The 20,438-nt window shown below is 70.2% G+C and carries 15 protein-coding genes and 2 tRNA genes; 9 read left to right on the top strand and 8 right to left on the bottom strand.

Annotation, left to right across the window (positions count from 1 at the left end; all coding sequences use genetic code 11):
• Window positions 1–53: 53 nt before the first annotated feature.
• From ABZ567_RS21320 to ABZ567_RS21305, 4 genes are all read left to right on the top strand, one after another.
• Complete coding sequence (locus tag ABZ567_RS21320; protein ID WP_360792210.1) at window positions 54–3,338, top strand: BTAD domain-containing putative transcriptional regulator; 3,285 nt, start codon at window positions 54–56, stop codon at window positions 3,336–3,338.
• A 122-nt stretch (window positions 3,339–3,460) separates the two neighbouring features.
• A complete protein-coding gene (locus tag ABZ567_RS21315; RefSeq protein ID WP_360792208.1) occupies window positions 3,461–3,892 on the top strand; it encodes a hypothetical protein in 432 nt (143 codons plus the stop codon).
• Window positions 3,893–4,093: 201 nt separating this feature from the next.
• Entirely contained in the window at window positions 4,094–4,678 is a 585-nt protein-coding gene (locus ABZ567_RS21310; RefSeq protein WP_360792206.1) for a tetratricopeptide repeat protein, read from the top strand.
• 530 nt (window positions 4,679–5,208) lie between these two features.
• Window positions 5,209–6,471, top strand: a complete 1,263-nt coding sequence (locus ABZ567_RS21305; protein ID WP_360792204.1) for an extracellular solute-binding protein — start codon at window positions 5,209–5,211, stop codon at window positions 6,469–6,471.
• A 379-nt stretch (window positions 6,472–6,850) separates the two neighbouring features.
• Here ABZ567_RS21305 and ABZ567_RS21300 read toward each other — a convergent pair whose 3' ends face one another.
• Window positions 6,851–7,162, bottom strand: coding sequence for a hypothetical protein (locus tag ABZ567_RS21300; protein ID WP_360792202.1), 312 nt, complete (start codon window positions 7,160–7,162; stop codon window positions 6,851–6,853).
• A gap of 346 nt (window positions 7,163–7,508) precedes the next feature.
• Here ABZ567_RS21300 and ABZ567_RS21295 point away from each other — a divergent pair, with 346 nt between their 5' ends.
• Window positions 7,509–8,159, top strand: a complete 651-nt coding sequence (locus ABZ567_RS21295) for a hypothetical protein (RefSeq protein WP_360792200.1) — start codon at window positions 7,509–7,511, stop codon at window positions 8,157–8,159.
• A gap of 355 nt (window positions 8,160–8,514) precedes the next feature.
• Here ABZ567_RS21295 and ABZ567_RS21290 read toward each other — a convergent pair whose 3' ends face one another.
• Together ABZ567_RS21290 and ABZ567_RS21285 are read right to left on the bottom strand one after the other, a co-directional pair.
• Window positions 8,515–9,633 carry an acyl-CoA desaturase gene (locus ABZ567_RS21290; protein ID WP_360792198.1) on the bottom strand — a complete coding sequence of 373 codons (1,119 nt, stop codon included), beginning with the start codon at window positions 9,631–9,633 and terminating at the stop codon, window positions 8,515–8,517.
• Window positions 9,634–9,640: 7 nt separating this feature from the next.
• Window positions 9,641–10,696 carry a ferredoxin reductase gene (locus tag ABZ567_RS21285; protein WP_360792196.1) on the bottom strand — a complete coding sequence of 352 codons (1,056 nt, stop codon included), beginning with the start codon at window positions 10,694–10,696 and terminating at the stop codon, window positions 9,641–9,643.
• Window positions 10,697–10,781: 85 nt separating this feature from the next.
• Between ABZ567_RS21285 and ABZ567_RS21280 the strand changes: the two genes are divergently transcribed.
• Together ABZ567_RS21280 and ABZ567_RS21275 are read left to right on the top strand one after the other, a co-directional pair.
• Window positions 10,782–11,921, top strand: a complete 1,140-nt coding sequence (locus ABZ567_RS21280) for a helix-turn-helix domain-containing protein (RefSeq protein WP_360792195.1) — start codon at window positions 10,782–10,784, stop codon at window positions 11,919–11,921.
• Window positions 11,922–12,082: 161 nt separating this feature from the next.
• Window positions 12,083–13,333: a phospholipase D-like domain-containing protein gene (locus ABZ567_RS21275; protein WP_360792193.1), complete on the top strand. Its 1,251-nt coding sequence runs from the start codon at window positions 12,083–12,085 to the stop codon at window positions 13,331–13,333.
• A gap of 173 nt (window positions 13,334–13,506) precedes the next feature.
• Here the strand turns inward: ABZ567_RS21275 and ABZ567_RS21270 are convergent, their stop codons facing one another.
• The 3 genes from ABZ567_RS21270 to ABZ567_RS21260 all read right to left on the bottom strand — a co-directional run bounded on the left by ABZ567_RS21270 (window position 13,507) and on the right by ABZ567_RS21260 (window position 15,832).
• Window positions 13,507–14,658 (bottom strand): hypothetical protein, encoded by a 1,152-nt coding sequence (locus ABZ567_RS21270; RefSeq protein WP_360792191.1) that lies wholly within the window; start codon window positions 14,656–14,658, stop codon window positions 13,507–13,509.
• Window positions 14,659–15,052: 394 nt separating this feature from the next.
• Window positions 15,053–15,126: transfer RNA gene (locus ABZ567_RS21265), tRNA-Met, on the bottom strand.
• Between the two features lie 358 nt (window positions 15,127–15,484).
• The gene (locus ABZ567_RS21260) at window positions 15,485–15,832 is read right to left on the bottom strand and encodes a hypothetical protein (protein ID WP_360792189.1); all 348 of its coding nucleotides are present in this window, start codon (window positions 15,830–15,832) and stop codon (window positions 15,485–15,487) included.
• A gap of 575 nt (window positions 15,833–16,407) precedes the next feature.
• Between ABZ567_RS21260 and ABZ567_RS21255 the strand changes: the two genes are divergently transcribed.
• Window positions 16,408–17,136: a triacylglycerol lipase gene (locus tag ABZ567_RS21255; RefSeq protein WP_360792187.1), complete on the top strand. Its 729-nt coding sequence runs from the start codon at window positions 16,408–16,410 to the stop codon at window positions 17,134–17,136.
• A 168-nt stretch (window positions 17,137–17,304) separates the two neighbouring features.
• On the opposite strand, the gene ABZ567_RS21250 is transcribed toward ABZ567_RS21255, so the two are convergent.
• Complete coding sequence (locus tag ABZ567_RS21250; RefSeq protein WP_360792185.1) at window positions 17,305–18,447, bottom strand: phospholipase D-like domain-containing protein; 1,143 nt, start codon at window positions 18,445–18,447, stop codon at window positions 17,305–17,307.
• A gap of 192 nt (window positions 18,448–18,639) precedes the next feature.
• Between ABZ567_RS21250 and ABZ567_RS21245 the strand changes: the two genes are divergently transcribed.
• Window positions 18,640–18,758 (top strand) — tRNA-Arg (locus ABZ567_RS21245).
• 653 nt (window positions 18,759–19,411) lie between these two features.
• On the opposite strand, the gene ABZ567_RS21240 is transcribed toward ABZ567_RS21245, so the two are convergent.
• A complete protein-coding gene (locus ABZ567_RS21240) occupies window positions 19,412–20,209 on the bottom strand; it encodes an SGNH/GDSL hydrolase family protein (protein ID WP_360792183.1) in 798 nt (265 codons plus the stop codon).
• Window positions 20,210–20,438 lie beyond the last annotated feature (229 nt).

Genomic DNA, 20,438 nt, shown 5'->3' with positions numbered 1-20,438 from the left:
ACGTGAAATCGGGGGACACGGTGGACGTTTGCCTTCTGGGTCCGGTCGAGGTGGTGAGCGGGGGCCGCCGGATCGCGCTGAACGGCGCCAAACCGACCGTGATCCTCGCGGCCCTCGTCGTGCATCTCGGTGAGGTGCTGTCCGTCGAGCGGCTGGTCGACCTGGTCTGGGAGGAGGAGCCGCCCGCCACCGCGCGGGCGCTCGTCGCCTCGCACGTCTCGGGACTGCGCCGGTCCCTGGCCGGTACGGAGGGCGCGGAGGCCATCCGTACCCGCTCCCCGGGTTACGTCGCCGAGTTCCCGCCCTCCGCCGTGGACGCCCGGTGTTTCGAGGAGGCGTGCGCGGCCGGCCGGAAGGCGGCCGCCGCCGGGCGGGCCGAGGAGGCTGTCGAGATCCTGCAGGCGGCGTCGCGCCTGTGGCGTGGCCGGGACGCCTTAGAAGGGCTCGGTCAGTCCTTCGCCCGTGTCGAGGCGATGCGCCTGACGGAACTCCGGCTCGAGGCGGCAGAACTCCGCTTCTCCGTCGAACTTGACCTGGACCGGCGTACGGACCTCGTCTCCGAACTCGTCGCCCACGTCGCCGCCCACCCCCTTCGGGAGCGCCCGCGCGGCCAGCTGATGACCGCCCTGTTCCGCGCCGGCCGGATGCCCGACGCGCTGCGCTGCTACGACGAGGGCCGCCGTCTGCTCCGTACGGAACTGGGCGTGGACTGCGGCCCGGAACTGCGCGCGCTGCACCAGGCCCTGCTCCGGGCGGACACGACGGTGCTGGGAGCGCCGGCTGCCCGAAAGGCCGCACCCGCCGGGAAGGGACCCGTGCCCGCACCGGCGGTGGTTCCCCCGCGCTCGGACGAGGACACACCGGCGCCCCGCCGTTCCGAGCGGTCCCACGACGGCACCGGTCATCCGGCGCCCACCCAACTTCCACCCGACGTCGCCGACTTCATAGGGCGTACCGGGCAAACGGCCTGGGCGACCGCCCTTCTGGAGCAGGTGCGCGACCCACTGCGCACCGCGCCGCCCATCGGGGTGATCTCCGGCCGGTCGGGCACCGGCAAGACCGCCCTGGCCGTCCACGTGGGCCATCGCACCGCCGCGCTCTTCCCCGACGGACAGCTCTTCGTGGACCTGCGGGCCTCGGACTCCGAGCCGGTAAGGACCGCGGACGCCCTGGCCCGACTGCTGCGCGCCCTCGGGGTGGACCCGGAAAGCCCGGCACGCGACGAGGAGGACCTCCTCGGGCTGTACCGCACCCACATCGCGCGTCGCCGGGTCCTGCTCATCCTCGACAACGCCGTCAGCGAGGCCCTGCTGCGCCCGCTGCTCCCGCCGGGCGGCGGCTCGGCCGTGCTGATCACCGCCCGGCGCCGGCTGATCGCGCTGGAGGGCGCCGCCCACCTCGATCTGGGAGTGCCGTCCGAGACGGAGGCTCTGGACCTGCTGGCCCGCGTGGCCGGTCCGGCACGGCCCGCCCTGGAGCCCGACCGGGCCGCCGAGATCGTCGCGCTGTGCGGCCGGCTGCCGCTCGCCGTCCGGATCGCCGGTGCCCGTCTCGCCGCCCGCCCCCACTGGACACCGGCGCGGCTCGCGTCGCGCCTGAGGGACGAGCGCCGCCGACTGGACGAACTGCAGGCGGGCGACCTGGAAGTGCGCGCGAGCCTCGGACTGGGCTACGCGGACCTGGACAAGCAGGAGCAGCGCGCCCTGCGCCGACTGGCCCTGATGGATCTGCCCGACTTCGCCGCGTGGGTCGCCGGGCCGCTCCTGGACGTGAGCGAGGACGACGCGGAGGACGCGGTCGAACAACTCGTGGACTGCCACTTCGTGGAGGTCGTGGCCACCGACGAGACGGGCAGAACGCGCTACCGCATCCACGATCTGGCGCGCGAGTACGCCCGGGAACGCTGTCTGGCCGACGAGGCCAGGGAGGAACGGGAGGCGGCGGTTCGCAGACTGGTCGCCCGCTGGCTGGCCATGGCCCGCGTCGCGGCGGCCCACGGCCCGGGCGGCGCCTCCCGGCTCCTGCCGGTCACCACGACGGCCGGGCCGGCGCGGGTAGGGGACGGGGCCCTGCGGGGCGCGGGCGACCTGGCGCGGGCCGTGGACGGGTCGGCGCAGGTCACGGGCGGGGCCGCGCGGGGCGCCGACGGGGCGGTGCACCTCTCGGGCGGGTCGGCGCAGGTCGCGGGCTGGGGCGCGGAGGTCTCGGACGGGTCGGCCCCGCCGACGGAGGCGTGGGTCCACCTGACGGACGAGCCGGCCGCGTGGTTCGCCGCTGAGCAGCCGTGTCTGCTGGCCGCCGTCATCCACTGCGCGGACCACGGAATGTACGACGCCGCCCGCGAACTCGCCGCCACCCTCATGGCTGCCTCCGTGGCCCTCTACAACCGCTTCGACGCCTGGTCCCGTTCCCACGACGTGGCCCTGGCGGCGGTACGCCGTGGCGGGGACGTCGAGGGTGAAGCCTGGTTGCTGAACGGTCTCGGTCAACTCCGCCTGGAGCAGGACCGTTTCGACGAGGCGTACGCGTTCTTCGCCCTGGCGCTGCGGCTGTTCGAGGAGCGATCCGTACGCATCGGCTGCGCGGACGCGCGGGCCGGAATGGGTGCGGCCCGCCGCGAACAGGCCCGCTTCGACGAGGCGCTGCCCCTGCTGACCTCGGCGCTCGAACAGTACCGGGAGCCGGAGGACACCACGTCCATGGCCCATGTGCTGTACGGCATCGGGTACGTGCACCGGGAACAGGGCCGCGACGACGAGGCGTGGGCGGCCCTCTCGCGTGCCCACCGCCTGTACGTCACCGCCCGGGACCGGCACGGCGAGGCGCTCGCGCTGCGCTCACTGGCCCTGTGTCACCGGGCGCGGGGTGACCTTGCGGGTGCGGAGCCCCTCCTGCGGCAGTCCCTCGCCATCTTCGAGGAGACGGATGACGCCTTCGGCGTCATGTACGCGAGCCAGTCCCTGGCCAAGGTCGAGTTCCGGCAGGGCCGGATGGCCGAAGCCCGGCAGCGGCTCGACCGGTGTCTGGAGATCACCCGCGAGCGTCAGGACATGTTCGGCGAGGCGCTCGTCCTGCGCACCATCGGCGAGTGGCACCTCGTCGCGTCCGACTGGGAGACGGCGACCGAGACCCTGCGGCGGGCCCTGGGTCTGTGGGACGAGCTGCAACTGCCGCTGTGGCGTGCCCGCACCCTGCGGGACCTGGCCCGCGCCGCACTGGCCCAGGGCGAGACCGGAACGGGACGCGAGTTCGAGCATGAGGCGTACGAGATCTTCCATCGGCTCGGCACCCGCGAAGCGCTGGAGCTCCCGGAGCCACGGGACACTCCGGGGCCCTGAGGCAGCCGTCCTACGACGAGCGCTGCGGCACCGTACTCATACGAGAGGCGCCCACCTCCCGTCGCTGGTGTGAACGGCGCGGCACCCGCCGCCCGCGACCAACGCCGGAAGAGGCCTCCACCATGACGAAGCTGTCACCACGCATGTCCAGAGGGCTGACCACGGCCCTCCTCGTCACCGCCGCGGCACTGGCCGGTCCCGCGACCGCGACCGCGACGGCGACCGCGCAGCCCGCCGCCGCCTCGGCGGCGATGGACTTCACGAAGGTCCACGTGTGGGCGACCGGAGTCAACGTCCGCAATGCCGCCTCGGGAGCCCCCTTCGAGCAGTGCAAGACCTTCCCCTCCCGTCAGAACTGCCAGGTCGTGGCGACGGTGTCCCAGACCACCGTGACCGCCTACTGCCAGAAGCAGGGAGAGCTCATCAGCGACTCGGGCTACAGCAGTCGGTGGTGGACCTACCTGGAGTCACCGAGCCGGCATTGGGGCTGGGTGAACAACGTGTACATCACGGGCGACGAGCACCTGGCACACGTCAGCGACTGCCCGTTCTGACAGGAAACACCTTCGCGGAGGGTGCCCGCGACACCGTCATACGGACGCACCGCCCCTTCCGTCGCAGAGCCGAACAGCAAAGTGGCACCGCGGCGCGGCCCGAGCCCGCGCCCTTCCTGAGCAACGTGCGGCGGTTATACGATGGTTGGCCGCACCACCGGAACTGCGACACGGCGACGACGCCGTGGGCGAGGGGGCGTCGTGTGGCGTCGTAAAGGCCCGAACCGCTCCGGCCTGCGTCGGCAGCTCCGCACGGCGCGTGTCCTGTTCGACACCGGCGACTTCGCCGCGGCGGAGGTGCTTCTGCGCCGCCTGCTGCCCGACTGCGAGGCGGAGCTGGGAGCGAACCACGAGGAGACCATCGGTCTGCTCGACCTGCTCGGCTCCACCCTCTACCAACAGCGCAGGGCGGCTGCGTCCGCGCAGGTCGCCCGCGAGGCCACCGACCGTGCGGCCCGCGCCTGGGGCCCGGACGCCCCCGCGACCCTCGACTGCGCCCACAACCTCGGCGCGGCCCTGGCCATCCAGGGCGACGTCTCCGAGGCTGTCGCGGTGCTCGACGACACGTGGCAGCGCCGCGCCCGCCGGCTCGGAGCAGCCCACGAATCCACCCTCACCACCGCCAACACCCTCGGCTCGACCCTCTTCGCCGCAGGCCTCCGCCGCGACGGCCTCACGGTCCTGCGCCGGGCTTACGCCCAGAGCGCGGGCCTGCCGATCGGGCATCCGGTGCGTGTGGACATCGCCGACAATCTGCGGATCGCGGAACGGAATGCGGGCGGCTAGCGATCGCGGTCATAGCGGGAGTGGGGCCGCTCGCAGCTCGGCTGTGTAGCGCCTGCCCGGAGAACGCGAGCAGGCGAGCTGCACGGATGACCCCATGCCCGGACGGGTCGCCACCCTTGTCCTTGTCCTGACTCTCCCGTTGGACGCGGCGCTGCGCACTGACCACCGGAGCAGCCAGGCCCGGCACGTAGCGAGTCGGGCCGTGGGCGCCGAGCCCGGCTCCGAGGGACGGTCGGCGACCCCGCATGCGCGGATCGCGACCCACGGTGACCGACCAAGAAGCCAATGGCGTCACTCCCCATCCCTTGGTCAACGCTCCTCACCGGAGTCCTTCTGGACATCGTGGCGTGGTTTACGCGCGCCGGAATCAGTGTCGGCATATCGGAAAACACCACTCGGATGCGCCCCCCTTGGAGCTACGACCACAAACGTTCACCAGGGGGCGCAATTCGCCCCGGGGTCGGAGAGAATTCCCGGCGCACTGTCCAGAAGAACAAGAGGAACGATCCGTGCGACCAAGATTCTTCGGCGTGACCGCATCAGTGGCCACATTCGGACTGCTGGGCTCCCTCGTCACCGCATGCGGCTCGTTCGAGAGCGGCGGGACGACGCTGCGCCTGGTGGTCCCCGAGTACGGCGACAGCCCCACGACCAGCTCCAGGGCGTACTGGGACGGGCTGACCAAGGCCTTCACCACCGCCCATCCGGGCAAGAGGGTCGAGGTGACGATCCACCCGTGGGCCGACGTCGACCGTGAAGTCACCCGCATGGTCAAGGAGAACAACGCCCCGGACGTGGCCCTGATGGGCGCGTATTCCGACTTCGCCGCGCAGGGCCGTCTCTACGCCGCCAGTGAGGTCATGTCGATCAGAACGGAGGCCAACTTCCTGCCCGCACTCGCGGATGCGGGATCGGTCGACGACACCCTCTACGGTTTCCCGTTCGTAGCCAGCAGCCGACTGCTCTTCTACAACGCGGAATTGTTCGAGAAGGCGGGGGCGAAGGCGCCGAAGACCTGGTCCGACCTGAAGGACGCGGCCATGGCGCTGAAGGAGGAGGGCGTGCTCTACCCCTACGCCCTACCGCTCGGCCCCGAGGAGGCACACGCCGAAGCCCTGATCTGGGAACTGAGCAACGGCGGCGGGTACACCGACGACCGCGGCAACTACAGCCTCGCGTCCGAACAGAACACACAGACGTTCCGCTGGATCAGGGACAACCTGGTCTCGCCTGCGCTGACCGGCCCCGTCCCGCCGGCCGAGCTCAACCGGAAGGACGCTTTCGCGGCCTTCCTGCGCGGCGACGTCGGGATGCTCAACGGTTATCCCTCCCTCCTCCACGAGGCCCGGAAGAAGGGCATGAAGGTCGACACCCTGCGCATGCCGGTGTCGGACACGCTGGACGCCGAGGAGGCCCCGCCGGCCGTGGGCGTCGCCGACTGGATGATGGCCTTCAAGCACAGCGGCAATCGAGAACTGGTGGGCCTCTTCCTGAACTTCATCTACGAGGACAAGAACCTCACTGATTTCGCCCGGCGTTACCACCTGTTGCCGTCGACGGTGAGCGCTGCCGAGGCGTCCCAGGACGCCGCGGCGGACCCCAGCGTCGACCAGTTCCTGGGTGCTCTGCGCGGTGCCCGGCTCTATCCGGTCGACGATCCGTCCTGGCTGCAGGTCAGCGACACCGTGAAAAGGAACATCGGCAAGGCGGTGGCGCCGTCCGCCGAACCGAAGGTCGTGCTGGAGCACATCGCCCAGCAGGCCCGGGCCGCGGCGCAGCAGCGACAGCCGTGACCGTACGTCCGCCCGGTGTCCGATCCGGGTCGACGATGCCGCCCGGGTCGGATGACGCGGCGACCGCGCACACCGGTGGAATGCGGCCGGCCACATCCCGGTAGACCTCACTCCACGGACCTGACGGCCTGCCCGCGCGGGTACTGGTTCCGGGCAGTGCGGCACCGCGGGGATGGGCACGACACCTCACGGTGAACACGCCACCGGGCCCGGCCCTCCACGCGAGGTCCGGGCCCGGCACGTGTCCGGCTTCTTCAGCGGGTGCTGCCTGGGGGCCGGGCCGTAGCGGCATGAGCGGTGAGTGCCGGCCCTTCCCGGCCGCACACGCGCGGCCGTCCTCGGGGCGCGCCCAGGGCAGCCCGCCCGACGGGTGCGCGCGTCAGAACTTGACGCAGACAGGGCCCTTGTTGAAGTTCACCACTCCGAGCTGCGTAACGGCCCCGTTGCAGGAGAAGTCCATCCCGCCGCCGTTCTTGTCCTCCTGCCCGTAGGAGGAACCGAAGTCGACACAGACCGGGCCCTGGTTGAAGTTCACGACGCCGAGCTGCGTGGTGAAGTCATTGCACTGCGCAACGAGCGACGGCTCCGCTCCCCGCTCGGAGTAGTCGTTGGCCGAGGCGACACCGGAGCCGGCCATCAGCGCTGCAGCGGCCAGAGTGACGGTCGTGAAGGTCTTACGGAAAGACAGCATGATTTTCCTTCCAGGAAGCGGAGGACAGGGACGCAGCAGACTTCACCAGTGCCCGGTTCCCTCAGCCGCCCAAGACACGCGGGTTCGTACGGACAGGCGGCACAATGCGCTCTCTTGGCCGTGTGCTGACGCGCACCACGGCCGGATGAGAGTGGTCGGGTTCCTGCATGGTCAGGTAGTGGCGCTGCCACCTCCCGCGCCGGGCGTTGCGCCCGCCGCCCGCGGGCCTGTGGTGGCGCCGGCCCCGGCGGCGGTGGCCGATGACACGTGTACCGATCGGCGGGGCACCCCATAGGCTGTGCGCCGGTCGGCCCCAGGCGCGGGGTCCCAGGGGGCGGGGAACAGGATGTCCGTAGAACGTCACATAGCGGGGATGCTCCAGCAGATCGCCCGTCAGCAGGACATCGTCGAGATCGCCCCCCAGGGCTCCACGTCGAAGGCGGCAGCCCTGGCACACGTGGCGGAGCAGTACGGCTACACCTACGGCACGGCGTACAGGACCGGGTTCAAGAACGCGCTCGTCCAGGTCCGGATGTACCGGGACCCACACCACGACGCGCGCGTCCGTGAGGCGGCAACCATCACCGCCCATCCGCAGGCGGGCAACAGTGGGACGGTGCCGGGGCTGGAGCAGGGCTCGCTGAAGCCGCTCCCCGAAGCGGCCGGTGCCGTGGCCGTGCTGAAGGACCTCATCACCTTCGACGTCATGGCCCTGTACGTCGCCGACCGGAGACAGAAGGTGATGGTCTACCTCGCCTGCGCGGTCCTGACCGCCCTCATGCTCGTCGACAAGTCGCCGGTCGAAGCGGTCGCCTCCGGCGGGGCGGTCGCGCTGCTGGTCACCGTGGCGTTCACGGTGGGCGCGATCCGCCGCGAGAAGATCGCACAGCGGCTGACGGACGTCGGGTTCCTCGCGGTGCGTGACGAACAGGGCGGTCGGCGGTTCCTGCACCCGGGGCAACAGTCGCCCGGCCACACCGCCCCCTTCGCCGACTGAGGCCCTGGCCTGCCCACGCCGCCCGGCGTGCTCGCCGAGCACCTCACCCGGCCGGCACCGGCCATCCGTGGACCGGCGCGACGGCGGGCCGCACGTGGCCCGGGTTCTTCCTCGTCGTGGGGTACTCGCGATGCCCCGGGGCACTCGCGATGTCCTCGACACCACCCTCGTCCGGCCCGACCTCGCCGCGGAGATCAGCGCCGACACGTCCGTCCTCCGTGGCGCGTGTTCCCGCACCCGATCCGGTACGTGCGCCTGCGCCTGGCCACGGCCGTCGCGATGTGCCCCGGTTCGGCGGGTGCCCGGCCAGGGCTGCCCCCCCGGTGCGGTCGAAGGATCTGAACCGATACGGGAATCAGGCCGCGACGAGCTGCTGCTCGCGGTCCGGCGTCTCGACCTTGGGCTTCTTGTTCGGCAGCGAGAGCCGGAAGACCTTGTGCCACGCGGAGAACACCTGCTTGGGCAGCGGGCCGGTGACGTACTCCAGCTCGTACTTCTCGAACAGCGCGCGCACCTTCACCGCGACCTCGGCGTACCGGTTGCTCGGCAGGTCCGGGAACAGGTGGTGCTCGATCTGGTGCGACAGGTTGCCGGTCATGAAGTGCATGGCCCTGCTGCCGCTGATGTTCGCCGAGCCCATCATCTGGCGCAGGTACCACTGGCCTCGCGTCTCGCCCTTGATCGAACGGCGCTCGAAGACCTGCACGCCCTCGGGGAAGTGCCCGCACATGATCACCGAGTGGGACCAGATGTTGCGGACCAGGTTCGCGGTGAACGTGGCGGCGAGCGTGGTGAGGAACGACGGGCCCGACAGCAGCGGGTGGATCACGTAGTCCTTGAGCACCTGCTTGCGGATCTTGCGGCCCACGGCCTTGGCCCGCGCCCGGAACTCCGGGTTCTTGCGGCGGCGCTTGTGCAGGTTCCTGCCCAGCTCCAGGTCGTACGCGGCGATGCCGTACTCGAAGAAACAGGCGTTGATGAAGTTCCACAGCGGCTGGCCGAGGTGGAACGGGTGCCACTTCTGGTCCTCGTCGACGCGCATGATGCCGTAGCCGAGGTCGTTGTCCTTGCCGATCACGTTGGTGTACGTGTGGTGCAGCTCGTTGTGCGAGTGCTTCCACTGCTCGGACGGCGAGACGTGATCCCACTCCCAGGTGGTGGAGTGGATCTTCGGGTCCCGCATCCAGTCCCACTGGCCGTGCAGGACGTTGTGGCCGATCTCCATGTTGTCCATGATCTTCGCCACGGACAGACCGGCGGTGCCGATCAGCCACGCGGGCGGGAAGATCGAGAACAGCAGTACGCCCCTGCTGACCAGCTCGAGCTTGCGCTGCGCCGAGATGACCTTGCGGATGTAGGCGGCGTCCTTCTCGCCGCGGTCGGCGATCACCTCGTCGCGGATCGCGTCCAGTTCGCGGCCGAGCTCCTCGATCTGCTCGGCGGTCAGGTGGGCGGTGGGGTCGATGGCGGTCAAGGTGCTCCTACCGTTCGATGTCGCAGGGGCCCGCTGCGGCGGACACGCAGGTCTGGATGAGGACGCCCGGCTCGGCCTCGGTGATCTCGCCGGTGCGCAGGTCGCGGACGGCGCCGGCCTTGAGCGGCGTGATGCAGCCGAAGCAGATGCCCATGCGGCACCCGGAGGGCATGAGCACGCCGGCCTCCTCGCCGACGTCCAGCAACGGCGTGGCGCCGTCCGCGTCGACGGTCTTGCCGGTGGCGCTGAACGTGACCTCGCCGCCGTCGCCGGCGACGACGATGCCGGGGCGGAAGCGTTCGGTGTGCAGGCGCTCTTGTACGCCGTGCTCGTTCCAGTGCTCCTCGGCGGCGTCGAGCAGGCCCGCGGGCCCGCAGGCCCAGGTCTCGCGCTCGGCCCAGTCGGGCACGAGTTCGTCGAGGCGGGCGATGTCGAGCATGCCGTCCGTGTCGGTGTGCACCTCCGTGAGCCGCAGCTTCTTGTCCGCGACCAGGTCGTGCAGTTCGTTGCGGAAGATCACGTCCTGCGGCTTGGGCGCGCAGTGGACCATGACGACGTCGTCGAACTCGCTGTCGCGCAGCATGCCCATCACGGGCGTGATGCCGCTGCCGGCCGTCAGGTAGAGCACCTTGGCGGGCTTGGCCTCCGGCAGCACGAAGTCACCGGTCGGCTGGTCGAGCTGGATCAGCGTGCCCGGTTTCGTCCTGCGGACCAGGTGGTTGCTGACCTTGCCGTCCGGGATCGCCTTCACGGTGATCGTGACGCGGCCGTCCTGGCGGTTCGTCGGCGAAGTGATGGAGTAGGCACGCCACAGGCGCACCCCGTCGACGTCGACGCCGATCCGCACGTACTGGCCGGCTGCGTGGCCGCGCCAGCCGCGTCCCGGCCTGATCACGACAGTCGCGGCGTCCCCCGTCTCGGGGTGGACGGCCTCGATGCGCCCGCGCAGGTCGGCTCCCGCACGCAGCGGGCTGACCAGGTCGAGGTAGTCCGACGGCAGCAGCGGCGTCGTGACCATCTCCAGTAGTTTCCACGCCCTGCTGCGGAGGGCTGCACTCGTCATGACTCCAGCTTGCTACGCCGCAGGGGGTAAAGTCCTGACCGCAGGATGTGAATCTGGTCGGCTGAATTGTTCGCGGGGAACAAACGTGAGTCATGCAATCCGGAGGGCCGGCGAACTGGCCCTCAATGAGACGACGGTCACCGCACTTCGGGCCGCGCTGAAGACCACCGCCGACGAGGTCGTTCAGGCCATCATCGACGAGGTCCCCCCCTACGCCAACGCCCTCTCGGGCCGCATGGGCGGCACCATCCGCCGAGCCGTCCGTACCGCCCTGGGGCACTACCTGGACCTCGCGAGCGGAAACGCCACAGGCGGCGACGGGGGTGACGCAGCCTACGAGCTGGGCCGCGGCGAGGTGCGCGACGGCCGTTCGATGGACGCCCTGCTCAGCGCGTACCGCGTCGGCGCCCGCGTGGCCTGGCGATGCCTGGCAGCGGGTGCCGTTGCCGCAGGTCTGCCCGCCGCCGAGGTCGCCAAGTTCGCCGAACTGACCTTCGCCTACATCGACGAGCTCTCCGCCGCGAGCGCCGCGGGCCACGCCGACGAACTGGCCGCCCGGGGCAGAGCCCACGAGCGCCACCTGGAACACCTGGCCCGCGACCTCCTCGCCGGCGCGAGCCCGGACGTGCTGCTGACCTCTGTTCAACGGGCCGGGTGGCAGCCCCCGGGTTCGCTGACCGCGGTCCTGCTGCCCGCCGCCCAGGCCCGGCCGGCCTACCGCACGCTCGACCCGAGCACCCTCGTTCTCGACGATCTGCCGGACGCCACCGGTGTGCTGCTCGTCCCCGACGCCGACCGGCCCCATCTCCTGCGGCAGCTGACCGACCGTACCGCGGTGGTCGGCCCGGCCCGGCCATGGACGCGTGCGTCCGCCTCGTACGCCCGAGCCGCACGGGCGCGCTCCCTCTCCCCTGACATCCGCGACACCGAAGACCACCTGCCCGAGCTGGTGCTGAGCGCCGACGTGGACGCGTTCGCAGACCTGCGCGCCCGGGCCCTCGCACCGTTGCGGACCTTGCCCGTCGCGACCGCACGGCGACTGGAGGAGACGTTGCGGGCGTGGCTGCTGCACCAGGGCAGGCGGGACGAGGTGGCGGCGGCGTTGTTCGTCCATCCCCAGACGGTCCGGTACCGGATGTCGCAGCTGCGGGAGCTGTTTCCGGATCTCGCCTCGCCACACCGGGTCCTCGAACTGACGCTGGCGGTCGGTCGTCGGGTCAGCTGACGCGTTCAGTGACCCGACACGATGACGTGCCCGGCGGGGCCGGAGCGCGTCATCGCTTCACGCGGCGGCCCTTCGCCTCTCATGTCCACACGATCACGCGCGCGGACGTGCAGGCGCTAGGGTCATGATCATTACAAGTGGAGTTCCTACGAGGAGAGTTTATGAGGACCAGCCTCCGCAGACGCCTGTCAGCGGCCGTTATCGCCCTGGTGCTGACCGCAGGGGCCATCGGTTCCGCGCAGAGCGCCACCGCCGAGGAGACGGCGTCGGCCGAGACGGCCGCCGTACCGGCGCTCGGGCCGCTATTCAACACCCCGACGTCCGCCGACCCGGCCGCGCAGAACGCCATCAGGAACCGCGTCCGCGAACTCGTCTCTGCCGCCGACGACGGCTCGACGATCCGCATGGCGATGTACCACCTCTGGGACGCCACCATCGCCCAGGACCTCGCAAGTGCCCACAGCACCCGTGGGATAGCCGTGCAGGTGGTCCTCGACGAGACGACGGTCAGCGCCCCGGAGGGCAACCCCGCGTCGTACGACACGCTCAAGGCGGTGCTCGGCACCGACATCACCAAGACCTCGTACGTCACCCTCTGCGCCCAGGGCCGGTCGTGCCTGGGCTCGACCACGAGCGGGATCAACCACAACAAGTTCCTGCTGTTCAGCAGCGTCGGCGGCGGCGCGGCGACGCAGGTGGTCCTGCAGACGACCTCGAACCTGACCCCCTCGAACTACTCCCGTTACTGGAACAGCGCCGTCGGCTTCGCCGGCAACTCCACCCTCTACGCGGCGTACACCTCGTACTTCGCCAAGCTGACGCAGCAGAACCGGGCCGCCTGGGACTACACGTACGCCGGCGCGGGCGACTACAAGGCGTACTTCTTCCCGCGCGCCGGAACCACCGACGAGACCGACACCGTCGTCAACACCCTCGACAACGTCGGCTGCACCTGGAGCGACTCGGCCGGGACCCACCGCACCGCGATCCGCGTGGCGATGCTGAAGATCACCCGCCAGGCGGTCGCCGACAAACTGCGCGCCCTCGCGGCGGCCGGCTGCACGGTCGACATCGTCTACAGCGAGACCGACACCGGCACCTGGACCGCCCTCCACGGCCAGTCCCGCCTCACCCCCCGCTGCTACCAGCACGACCACGACTCCGTCTCCGGCACCCCGAACCGCATCGTGCACTCCAAGAACCTCATGATCGACGGCATGTACGCGGGGGCGCGGGAGAAGCTGGTCTTCACCGGCAGCCACAACTGGAGCGGCCCGGCCCTGCGCGACAACGACGAGACGATGCTGCGGATCAGCACGCCCGCGGTGTACGACGCGTTCGTCACCAACTTCGCCCAGACGAAGGCCGCGGCCTTCCCGGGCACGGCGGACGACACCGGCGCCTGCCGCTGACCCCGCCACGGCGTCCCACCCACCGGCTGCCCCGGCCCCGCACAGGCCGCCGGGGCAGGCCCTCCGCCACGCGCCCGATGCGGTGAGCGAACAGTTTGCTCTTTGACGGGGTCTTCTACGGCTCGATGGCTGCAGCTGTGGCCTGTTGACAGTCGTATGCACGATCGGGCGCTCTAGCGGTTCGGGCTGCGGAAGAGGGCGAGCTTCTTCGTGAGGGTTTTCAGCGGTGAGGTGCCCTGCTCGGCCGCAGCCGGCGAGAGTGTCCGGGATGCGTCCTTGCCGCCGGGCGTCTCGGCGAGCGCGGCGAGCGCCGACTCGGCCGCTTCACGGTACAGGTCACAGGACGCCGTCATGGCCTCGAGCGCCTTGGCATACCTGGTGACCATGGCCCGTGCGTGGACAAGCTCCTCGTCCCGGGTGAGCAGGTGCCAGCCTTGCCGCAGTCGTGTCAGGACCTGTTCGGCGTCGGTCGGCAGCGGTCGCGGCAGCGAGGCGAACCCCGCGATCGCCCCGAGGAGCTCGGTCGGCTCCGTGCCGTCCAGGAAGACATCGCGTACGGTGAAGCGCTCCGCGTCGTAGCCCGGGACCTGCGGTGTCGAGGGCAGGACGACGGCTCCGCCGCGCGGTAGTCCCACGCCCAGCTCACGCTTCATCGCGAAGTCGACGATCAGCGCCTGCTCCGGCGCGGCCCGGTGCTCGACCACCTGGTGCCGCAGGCTCGGTGGCAGGAACGCCGTGATCGGCCGCCGCCCCCGCGCGTCGGGCGTCATCGCCTCGTGCACCACGACATGGATGAACCAGCTCTGCCGGGTGCAGCCCCGCAGCAGGCGCCGCAACTCGCCGTCGTCCTTCGGAAGGTGGTTCGTCCTGCGCAGCCGTACGCCCGGCATCCGATCGTGATCCCAGGCGACCTGGTCGCTGTCGGGCCAGAACATGGTGGCGGGGGAGGGCCAGCTCGCCTCCCACGCCCGCTCTGCCTCGGCGGCAAGCACCCATGCGACGCCGTCACGCTCGACGCGGCGGGACTCCGGCTCGTACGTGGTCAGTTGAGCGCGCACGGTGACACCGTCGGCCACGAGCCAGCGGGCCTCGAAGAGCCGGCGTGCAGACGGGCCGGCATCGGCGGACTCGTCCCGAGGGAACAGATCGGTCGAACGGGCCGCCTCGATCGGGTCGAGGTCCGAGAAGTCATCGATCACCCCGGCCGCCTTGAGGGCGAGCAGGTTGCGCCGGACGTCCCGCTCGGGCTCGGATCCGAGGTGACGCCCACGCCCGAGCCACACGGTATCGGGGACAGTGGTCGATGTGGAGCTGCTCTTGGCCATGGAACCGTCCAGGTGGGTGATCAGGGCTCGACCAGTATGGTCTGCGGCCCGAGTGGCGGAGTCCATCAGGCCGCACCGGCCCGGTTTCGGCTACGCCTCCTGGCGGCGGGGGAGGCCCCCGCCTTCGGACCAACCGTCGTACCGCAGGACTGGTCCACCGCGAGGTTACCGACGGCGCCTTACCCGGCATCGCTGCGAACCGGGACGAGGCGCCGACATCGGGGGAACAGTCCCCGCTCAGCACGGCTACGCCCCAGAAGCCGCGCGGGCGAGCGCGATCCACGGAGCATGCACCCCACGACCGTCGCAGTGAACTTCGTCCGGCGGACGGCCTGAGGTGCAGGTGCACACGTGAGGCCCGGATCCACAGGATCCGGGCCTCACGCCGCTTCAGTAGCGGGGACAGGATTTGAACCTGCGACCTCTGGGTTATGAGCCCAGCGAGCTACCGAGCTGCTCCACCCCGCGTCGGTGGTCCCCACCCTACGCCACGCCCAGCACCACCCATGACCAGCAACACTGAGCTCAGGGTCGGGCCGGGGGGCACGTCCGTAGGTCCGCGGGGAGCCCTCGGTGCGGCGATAACGTGGGCGCCGCCGAAGACGGAGCCTTCAGCGAGGCCTACGGAGTGAGCCCCGCGGGCGGTCTTCCTGCCGTGTCCTCATCGATGCGATGCTTCGACAAGCCCGCCTGGAAGCAGCAGCAACGCCGCCGAGGACGGCACTCAAGACCCTCTCCCACGTGCCATCGGCGGACCACCTGCCATGCCGGTCAGCATCGGAAAGACCACCGCGCCGCACATCGAGCGGAGCGATCCAACCCCCGGCTACGCGCAGAGGTGCTTGAAGGCACTCCCGTCCGGCCGGGCACGGAACTTCACCACATGCCCAGCATCGTCGGTGAAGATGGCCTCCGTTTCGGAGTTCAAGCTCATCGTGCCGTGCTGGATTGGGTTGTCCCACCCTGCGGGCGGGTTTCCCGACCCATCGGAGAGTGGGGTCTCCGCTTCGAAGTACGTCGAACCGATCCGCGCCTCCCTGATTCCGCAATGCGTATACAGGTCGAAGGGAACCGTCCGGCCGGTGTTCACGTCCTCGTCCGCTCGGGCGCATCCTGCAAGCACCCCCGCAGCCAGGGTGAGGGCGACGATGATCTTTCCAGCTCTCCAGGTCATGGCTCTTCGACGCGCATCCCAAGCCAGCAGTTTCACCCCTCAGGGCTGTGAGCCACGAGGGCGTCACCTTGGCTGAAACCGAGCACACCGGCTCATCCTCCTTACCTGAACATGATCAAGAACTGCCGACCTACTCCCCGCCCGAGGCGCCAAAGGCAGTGCGTGCGGCTCGGGGCGGCAACGCGACCCGAACCTCATGGCACACCGCGCGGCAGGGGGGTACGGACCGCCCCCCGTGCGCGAGCTGGGTGAGCCGTCAAGGGCGGAGGCGCTCAGGGCCAGCAGGTTACGGCCCCAGAACCTCAAGCGGTCGTACGGAGTCGACGCCGTTGCTTGAGGCTTGCTCGGCAGCGGGTGCTGTCATGGTTCGCGCGTAACGTGGTCCGACCCGAGGCCGCCAGAATCCCGAGCTGCTCGATCGCCGCGAAAGCGTGGAAAGGGCGGCGTATCGGCCCTTGGTGCCCGGTGCCCGTACTCGGTGCTGTCACGTTTCTGCGGTGAATCCCTGCCTCCGGGCGGGTGACCGCCAAGCTCACGTCCCGGGACTCTGAACGTCGGCACGCTACAACACCCCCATGACCAGGAACCTGCTGCGGAGCGCGGCGGCGCTCCTCCTCGCCTCCGCGCCGCTACTGCCGCTCCCCGCCTCCGCCGCCGTCGACCAGCACAAAGGGCCGCGCCCCGATCCCGTTGTCTTCGTTCACGGCTGGAACTCCGACGGCTCCACCTGGCGGACCATGGCCGACCGCTTCCGGGCCGACGGGTGGCCGGTCGACCACCTCGACCGATGGACCTACGACGCCACCCAGTCCAACGCCACGACCGCCACCCGGCTGGCCGACGAGATCGACCGCATCCTCGACCTCACGGGCGCCTCCAAGGTAGACGTCGTCACCCACTCGATGGGCGCGCTGTCTTCCCGCTACTACCTCAAGAACCTCCGCGGTGTCTCCAAGGTCGATGCATGGGTCTCTCTGGCGGGACCCAACCGCGGTACCGAGACCGCGCGCTGGTGCAGCGGCGCCCCGTGCGTCGAGATGCGACCCGGCTCGGAGTTCCTGAACGCGCTGAACTCCGGCGATGAGACGCCCGGCGCCCCCCGCTACGCCACCTGGGGCTCCCCGTGCGACATCGTCATCAACCCCAAGAACAGCGTCGCCCTCTCCGGCGCGCTCAACAGAACGACCCCCTGTCTGGGGCACGGCGACCTGCACACCGACTCGACGGTCTACGAAGAGGTCAAGACGCACATCCGTTGGACAGGAGTCACTCCGGTAACGCACCACGGCGGGCGTCAGCGCTGAGTCGGCGCCTGCGGGGGGCTGGTCTGGGTCGAAAGCAGCGCGGGATCAGCGACGGAGACCGGGATCCCTCATGCTTGCGGGAACGCCGGCCCTCATCGCCGAGTTCGGTCGGGCGGCTCGGCCTTGCCGCGGTGCCGTTCCGGTCGGCCGTAGCGAGAACTGACCCGTTCAGTCGGTCAAGGTGGCGTGGCTCCGCATGGCGTAGTAGTTGGCGCGATACGCGTCGTGGACGGTGTTGCCGGATATGCGCAGCAGTGCTTCGTCATTCTCGCGCAGCGACGACATGTCGAGGTTGTGAGAACCGGTGAAGGTCCACTTGGTGTCCGGGCGACCGGCGTAATTGCCTTCTACGAGAAGGTACTTGGAGTGGACGAACATGTCGTCGCCGGTAGTCGCGGTGCCCTTGTCGAGGAGCAGTTTGTACGGGCGGATACGGGGGTGGGTAAGGGTGGTGAGCTGGTTGGTCTCGCGGTAGACGATCTCGATCCAGCAGCCCTGGTCTGCCAGAGCGCGGAGCTTCTGGGCGACGGCGGAGCGGTGGAGCGCCCAGGCCGCGATGCGTACGACCGTCTTGTGGGAGTCGGAGCCCACCGTCGTATTGCCCGTGCAGGTGACGTTGCCGAGAATGTCGACGACGACGTCCCCGGAGGACTGGGGGAAGAAGTAGTACTTCTCCGTGCCTGCGGTGCTGGCCTGCCGGAAGTAGTTCGTGTTCCTCCGCTCGGCGGCCAGGTCGTCGAAGTAGTTCACGTATGCCGTGTACAGCTCGGTGTTGCCGACGGAGGTGTAGGCGTTGTTCCAGAACCGAGTGGTGTTGCCGGGGGTCTGGTTGGCCGAGGTCTGGATGACGACGTCCTCGGCGAGGCCGGCGGCGCCGACACGGGAGAAGGTGAAGAACTTGTTGTGGTTGATGGGGTTGACGGGCGGAGTGCCGTCGTTCCACGTCGCGTCGGTGTCCGCGATGCAGGCGCGGCCGGCGGGACAGATGTGAACCCAGGAGGGCTTGGCCATGTCTGTGCCCAGGGCTGCGGTGAGGGCCACTGCGGCGGCTGAGTCCGACTCGGAGTGGTCGAGGACGACCCGCACCTGGACACCTCTGGCGTGTGCGCGCTGCAGCGCCTCGGAGTAGTCGGCGTCCGTCAGGGCGTACATCGAGGCGCGGAGCGTCCGGCCGCCCTCGGTGGCGTCGACGGCGTCGATGACGCCACCCCGTCCACCAGGACGGCTCCGCCGGTCATGGACCGAGCAGGCGCGGGCCCTGCCGCCGTGCACCCGACCCGGTGGGGGAGCGGCCTCCAGACGATCTCGCAAACTCTGCCTGCGAAGCCTGGAGTTGCAGGGAGTGGGCGCACCAACGGAGTTGGACCAGAAGCGAGGCTGGCTCCAGTGCGACAGCTGCGGTCCCGTCGCCATGGTTGCCGTGTCACCGAAATGGACTCGTCCGCCACAGACGGAGTGTCTACCCTGATGCGGAGCGGGGCTGCGCGTGGTCCTGCAGGTTGCGTGCCGTGGCAGAGCGGTCTATTGCGATCGCCGTGGGGGAGGCCCCCTCCATGGCGACTGACGGAGACGGGGTGGCCCTGCCCTTGTCTGTCTCGCGGGTTCGAATCCCGTCGGCACCGCAACCGTCCTGGGTTTGGCCGGCGCGAAGGGCCACGACATCGGAGGGAAACGGGGATGCGTTCCTGCTGCGTCCTTTCAGCGAGGAGTGCTGTCCCGGTCATACCCGCCACCGTGAGTGCGGCGATCTGGTAGGTGCCGTCCCTGGTGTGCCCTCGATGTGGTGTTCGGCAGCCATGTGCCCAGCTTCATCGTGAGGGGCTCGGGCTCGCCGTCGACCGTGACCGCCTGGCGTGGCAGGGGCGTGGCAGAACGCACCGTCCGATCGGCCACTGTTCGCTCCACCCACTGCGCGAGAGTAGCCGCGCGTCGGCGGAACGCCTCCCGCCTTGCTCGCGTCCTTGCTCGTATGCGTGGCTGCCGGGTTGCGCCACGACATGCCGCGTGGGAACCCGTTTCCCGCTGCTCGGTCGACAACTGTGCCCATGTGTGACAGCCCACCTGCGGTCCCAGCAGTCGCGGCGATGCCCCTGCCCACTCCAGTCGGCGCGGCGAGCTTGTCCGCCGGGAGCTTCACCGGCTTCGACTTCGCCACGTGGGTGTCGGGGGACGCCGGCGCCGCGCGGCCATTGTCCCCGGCTCACCCTTCGCCGGAACCCACCCGGACCGGCACAGAGTCCCTCCGTCTCGCCCGCACGCAGTGAATGCCCGGGGTTCAGACGCCGACCGGCGGCATCCGCACGGGCAGCAGCTCCGGGCGCCGGGGGACGCGGCCGTCGCCGGAGGAGCGACCGCGCAGGCGCCGGAGCAGCCAGGGGCCGAGGAACCCGGCGGCCCACCGAAGTTCGGTGGCTGCTGCACGTACCGCCGTGGCCGTCGTAGCCGGGACGGGCGTCAGCGCTTGGGTCCACGAGTCGTCGCTGCCCGGAAGGCCGAGCGCGTGCGCCAGTGCGGCGGAAATCCGCTCGTGGCCAAGCGGACTCGCGTGCAGTCGGTCCCTGGCCCAGAGGCGTGGATCGGCGGCAGCGGCGTGCGGAGACGTCTCGGCGAGGGCGACGCCGTGCCGGGCAGCCGCCAGCCGGATGCGGTCGTTGAGGGCGGCGATCCTGGGTGCGACGGGGCGGGCGACGGGCGCGATACGGGCGATGTCCGGGAACGTGCAGGTCGCGACGCGCGCGCCCGCGTCGGTGAGTGCGGCGAACATCGCCTCCACATGGGCGGCGGTCTCGTCCGGGTCGAACCGGGGCCGCAGCAGGTCGTTGACCCCGGCGATCACGGTGGCGACATCGGGGCGCAGGGCGAGCGCGGGGCCGAGTTGCTCGGCGCGGACCTGTCCGGCGAGCCGACCCCGGACGGCCAGGTTGGCGTACTGCACCTCCGGGCTCACGGCCGCGATCCGCTCGGCGAGCCGGTCCGCGAAGCCGCGCAGCCCGATGGCGTCGTCGCCGTCGCCGACCCCCTCCGTCTGACTGTCACCCAGCGCGACGTAACGCAGGTACTGACCGTTCCTCATGGACCGTCCGTCTCTTCTGTGGCACTGCCGTGCCGGACCCGGAAGAGGAGTCTACTAAATAAAGTGAGTAATCACGCCGATGAATATCTGGTCCCCGGGCGCCCGGAGCCAGCCCCCTGGTTGATGGGTAGTCCTGATGCCGCGGTCGGGTTGTGGTTGCGAGGGCCACGGCAGCCGGCCGTACAGATCGAGGCCGATGCTGCCCCGTTCGAACGCGTGTGGGACCCGG

It is taken from the genome of Streptomyces sp. NPDC016459, assembly GCF_040632845.1.
Taxonomy (GTDB): Bacteria; Actinomycetota; Actinomycetes; order Streptomycetales; family Streptomycetaceae; genus Streptomyces.
This window is presented reverse-complemented; position numbering and strand designations above follow the sequence as displayed.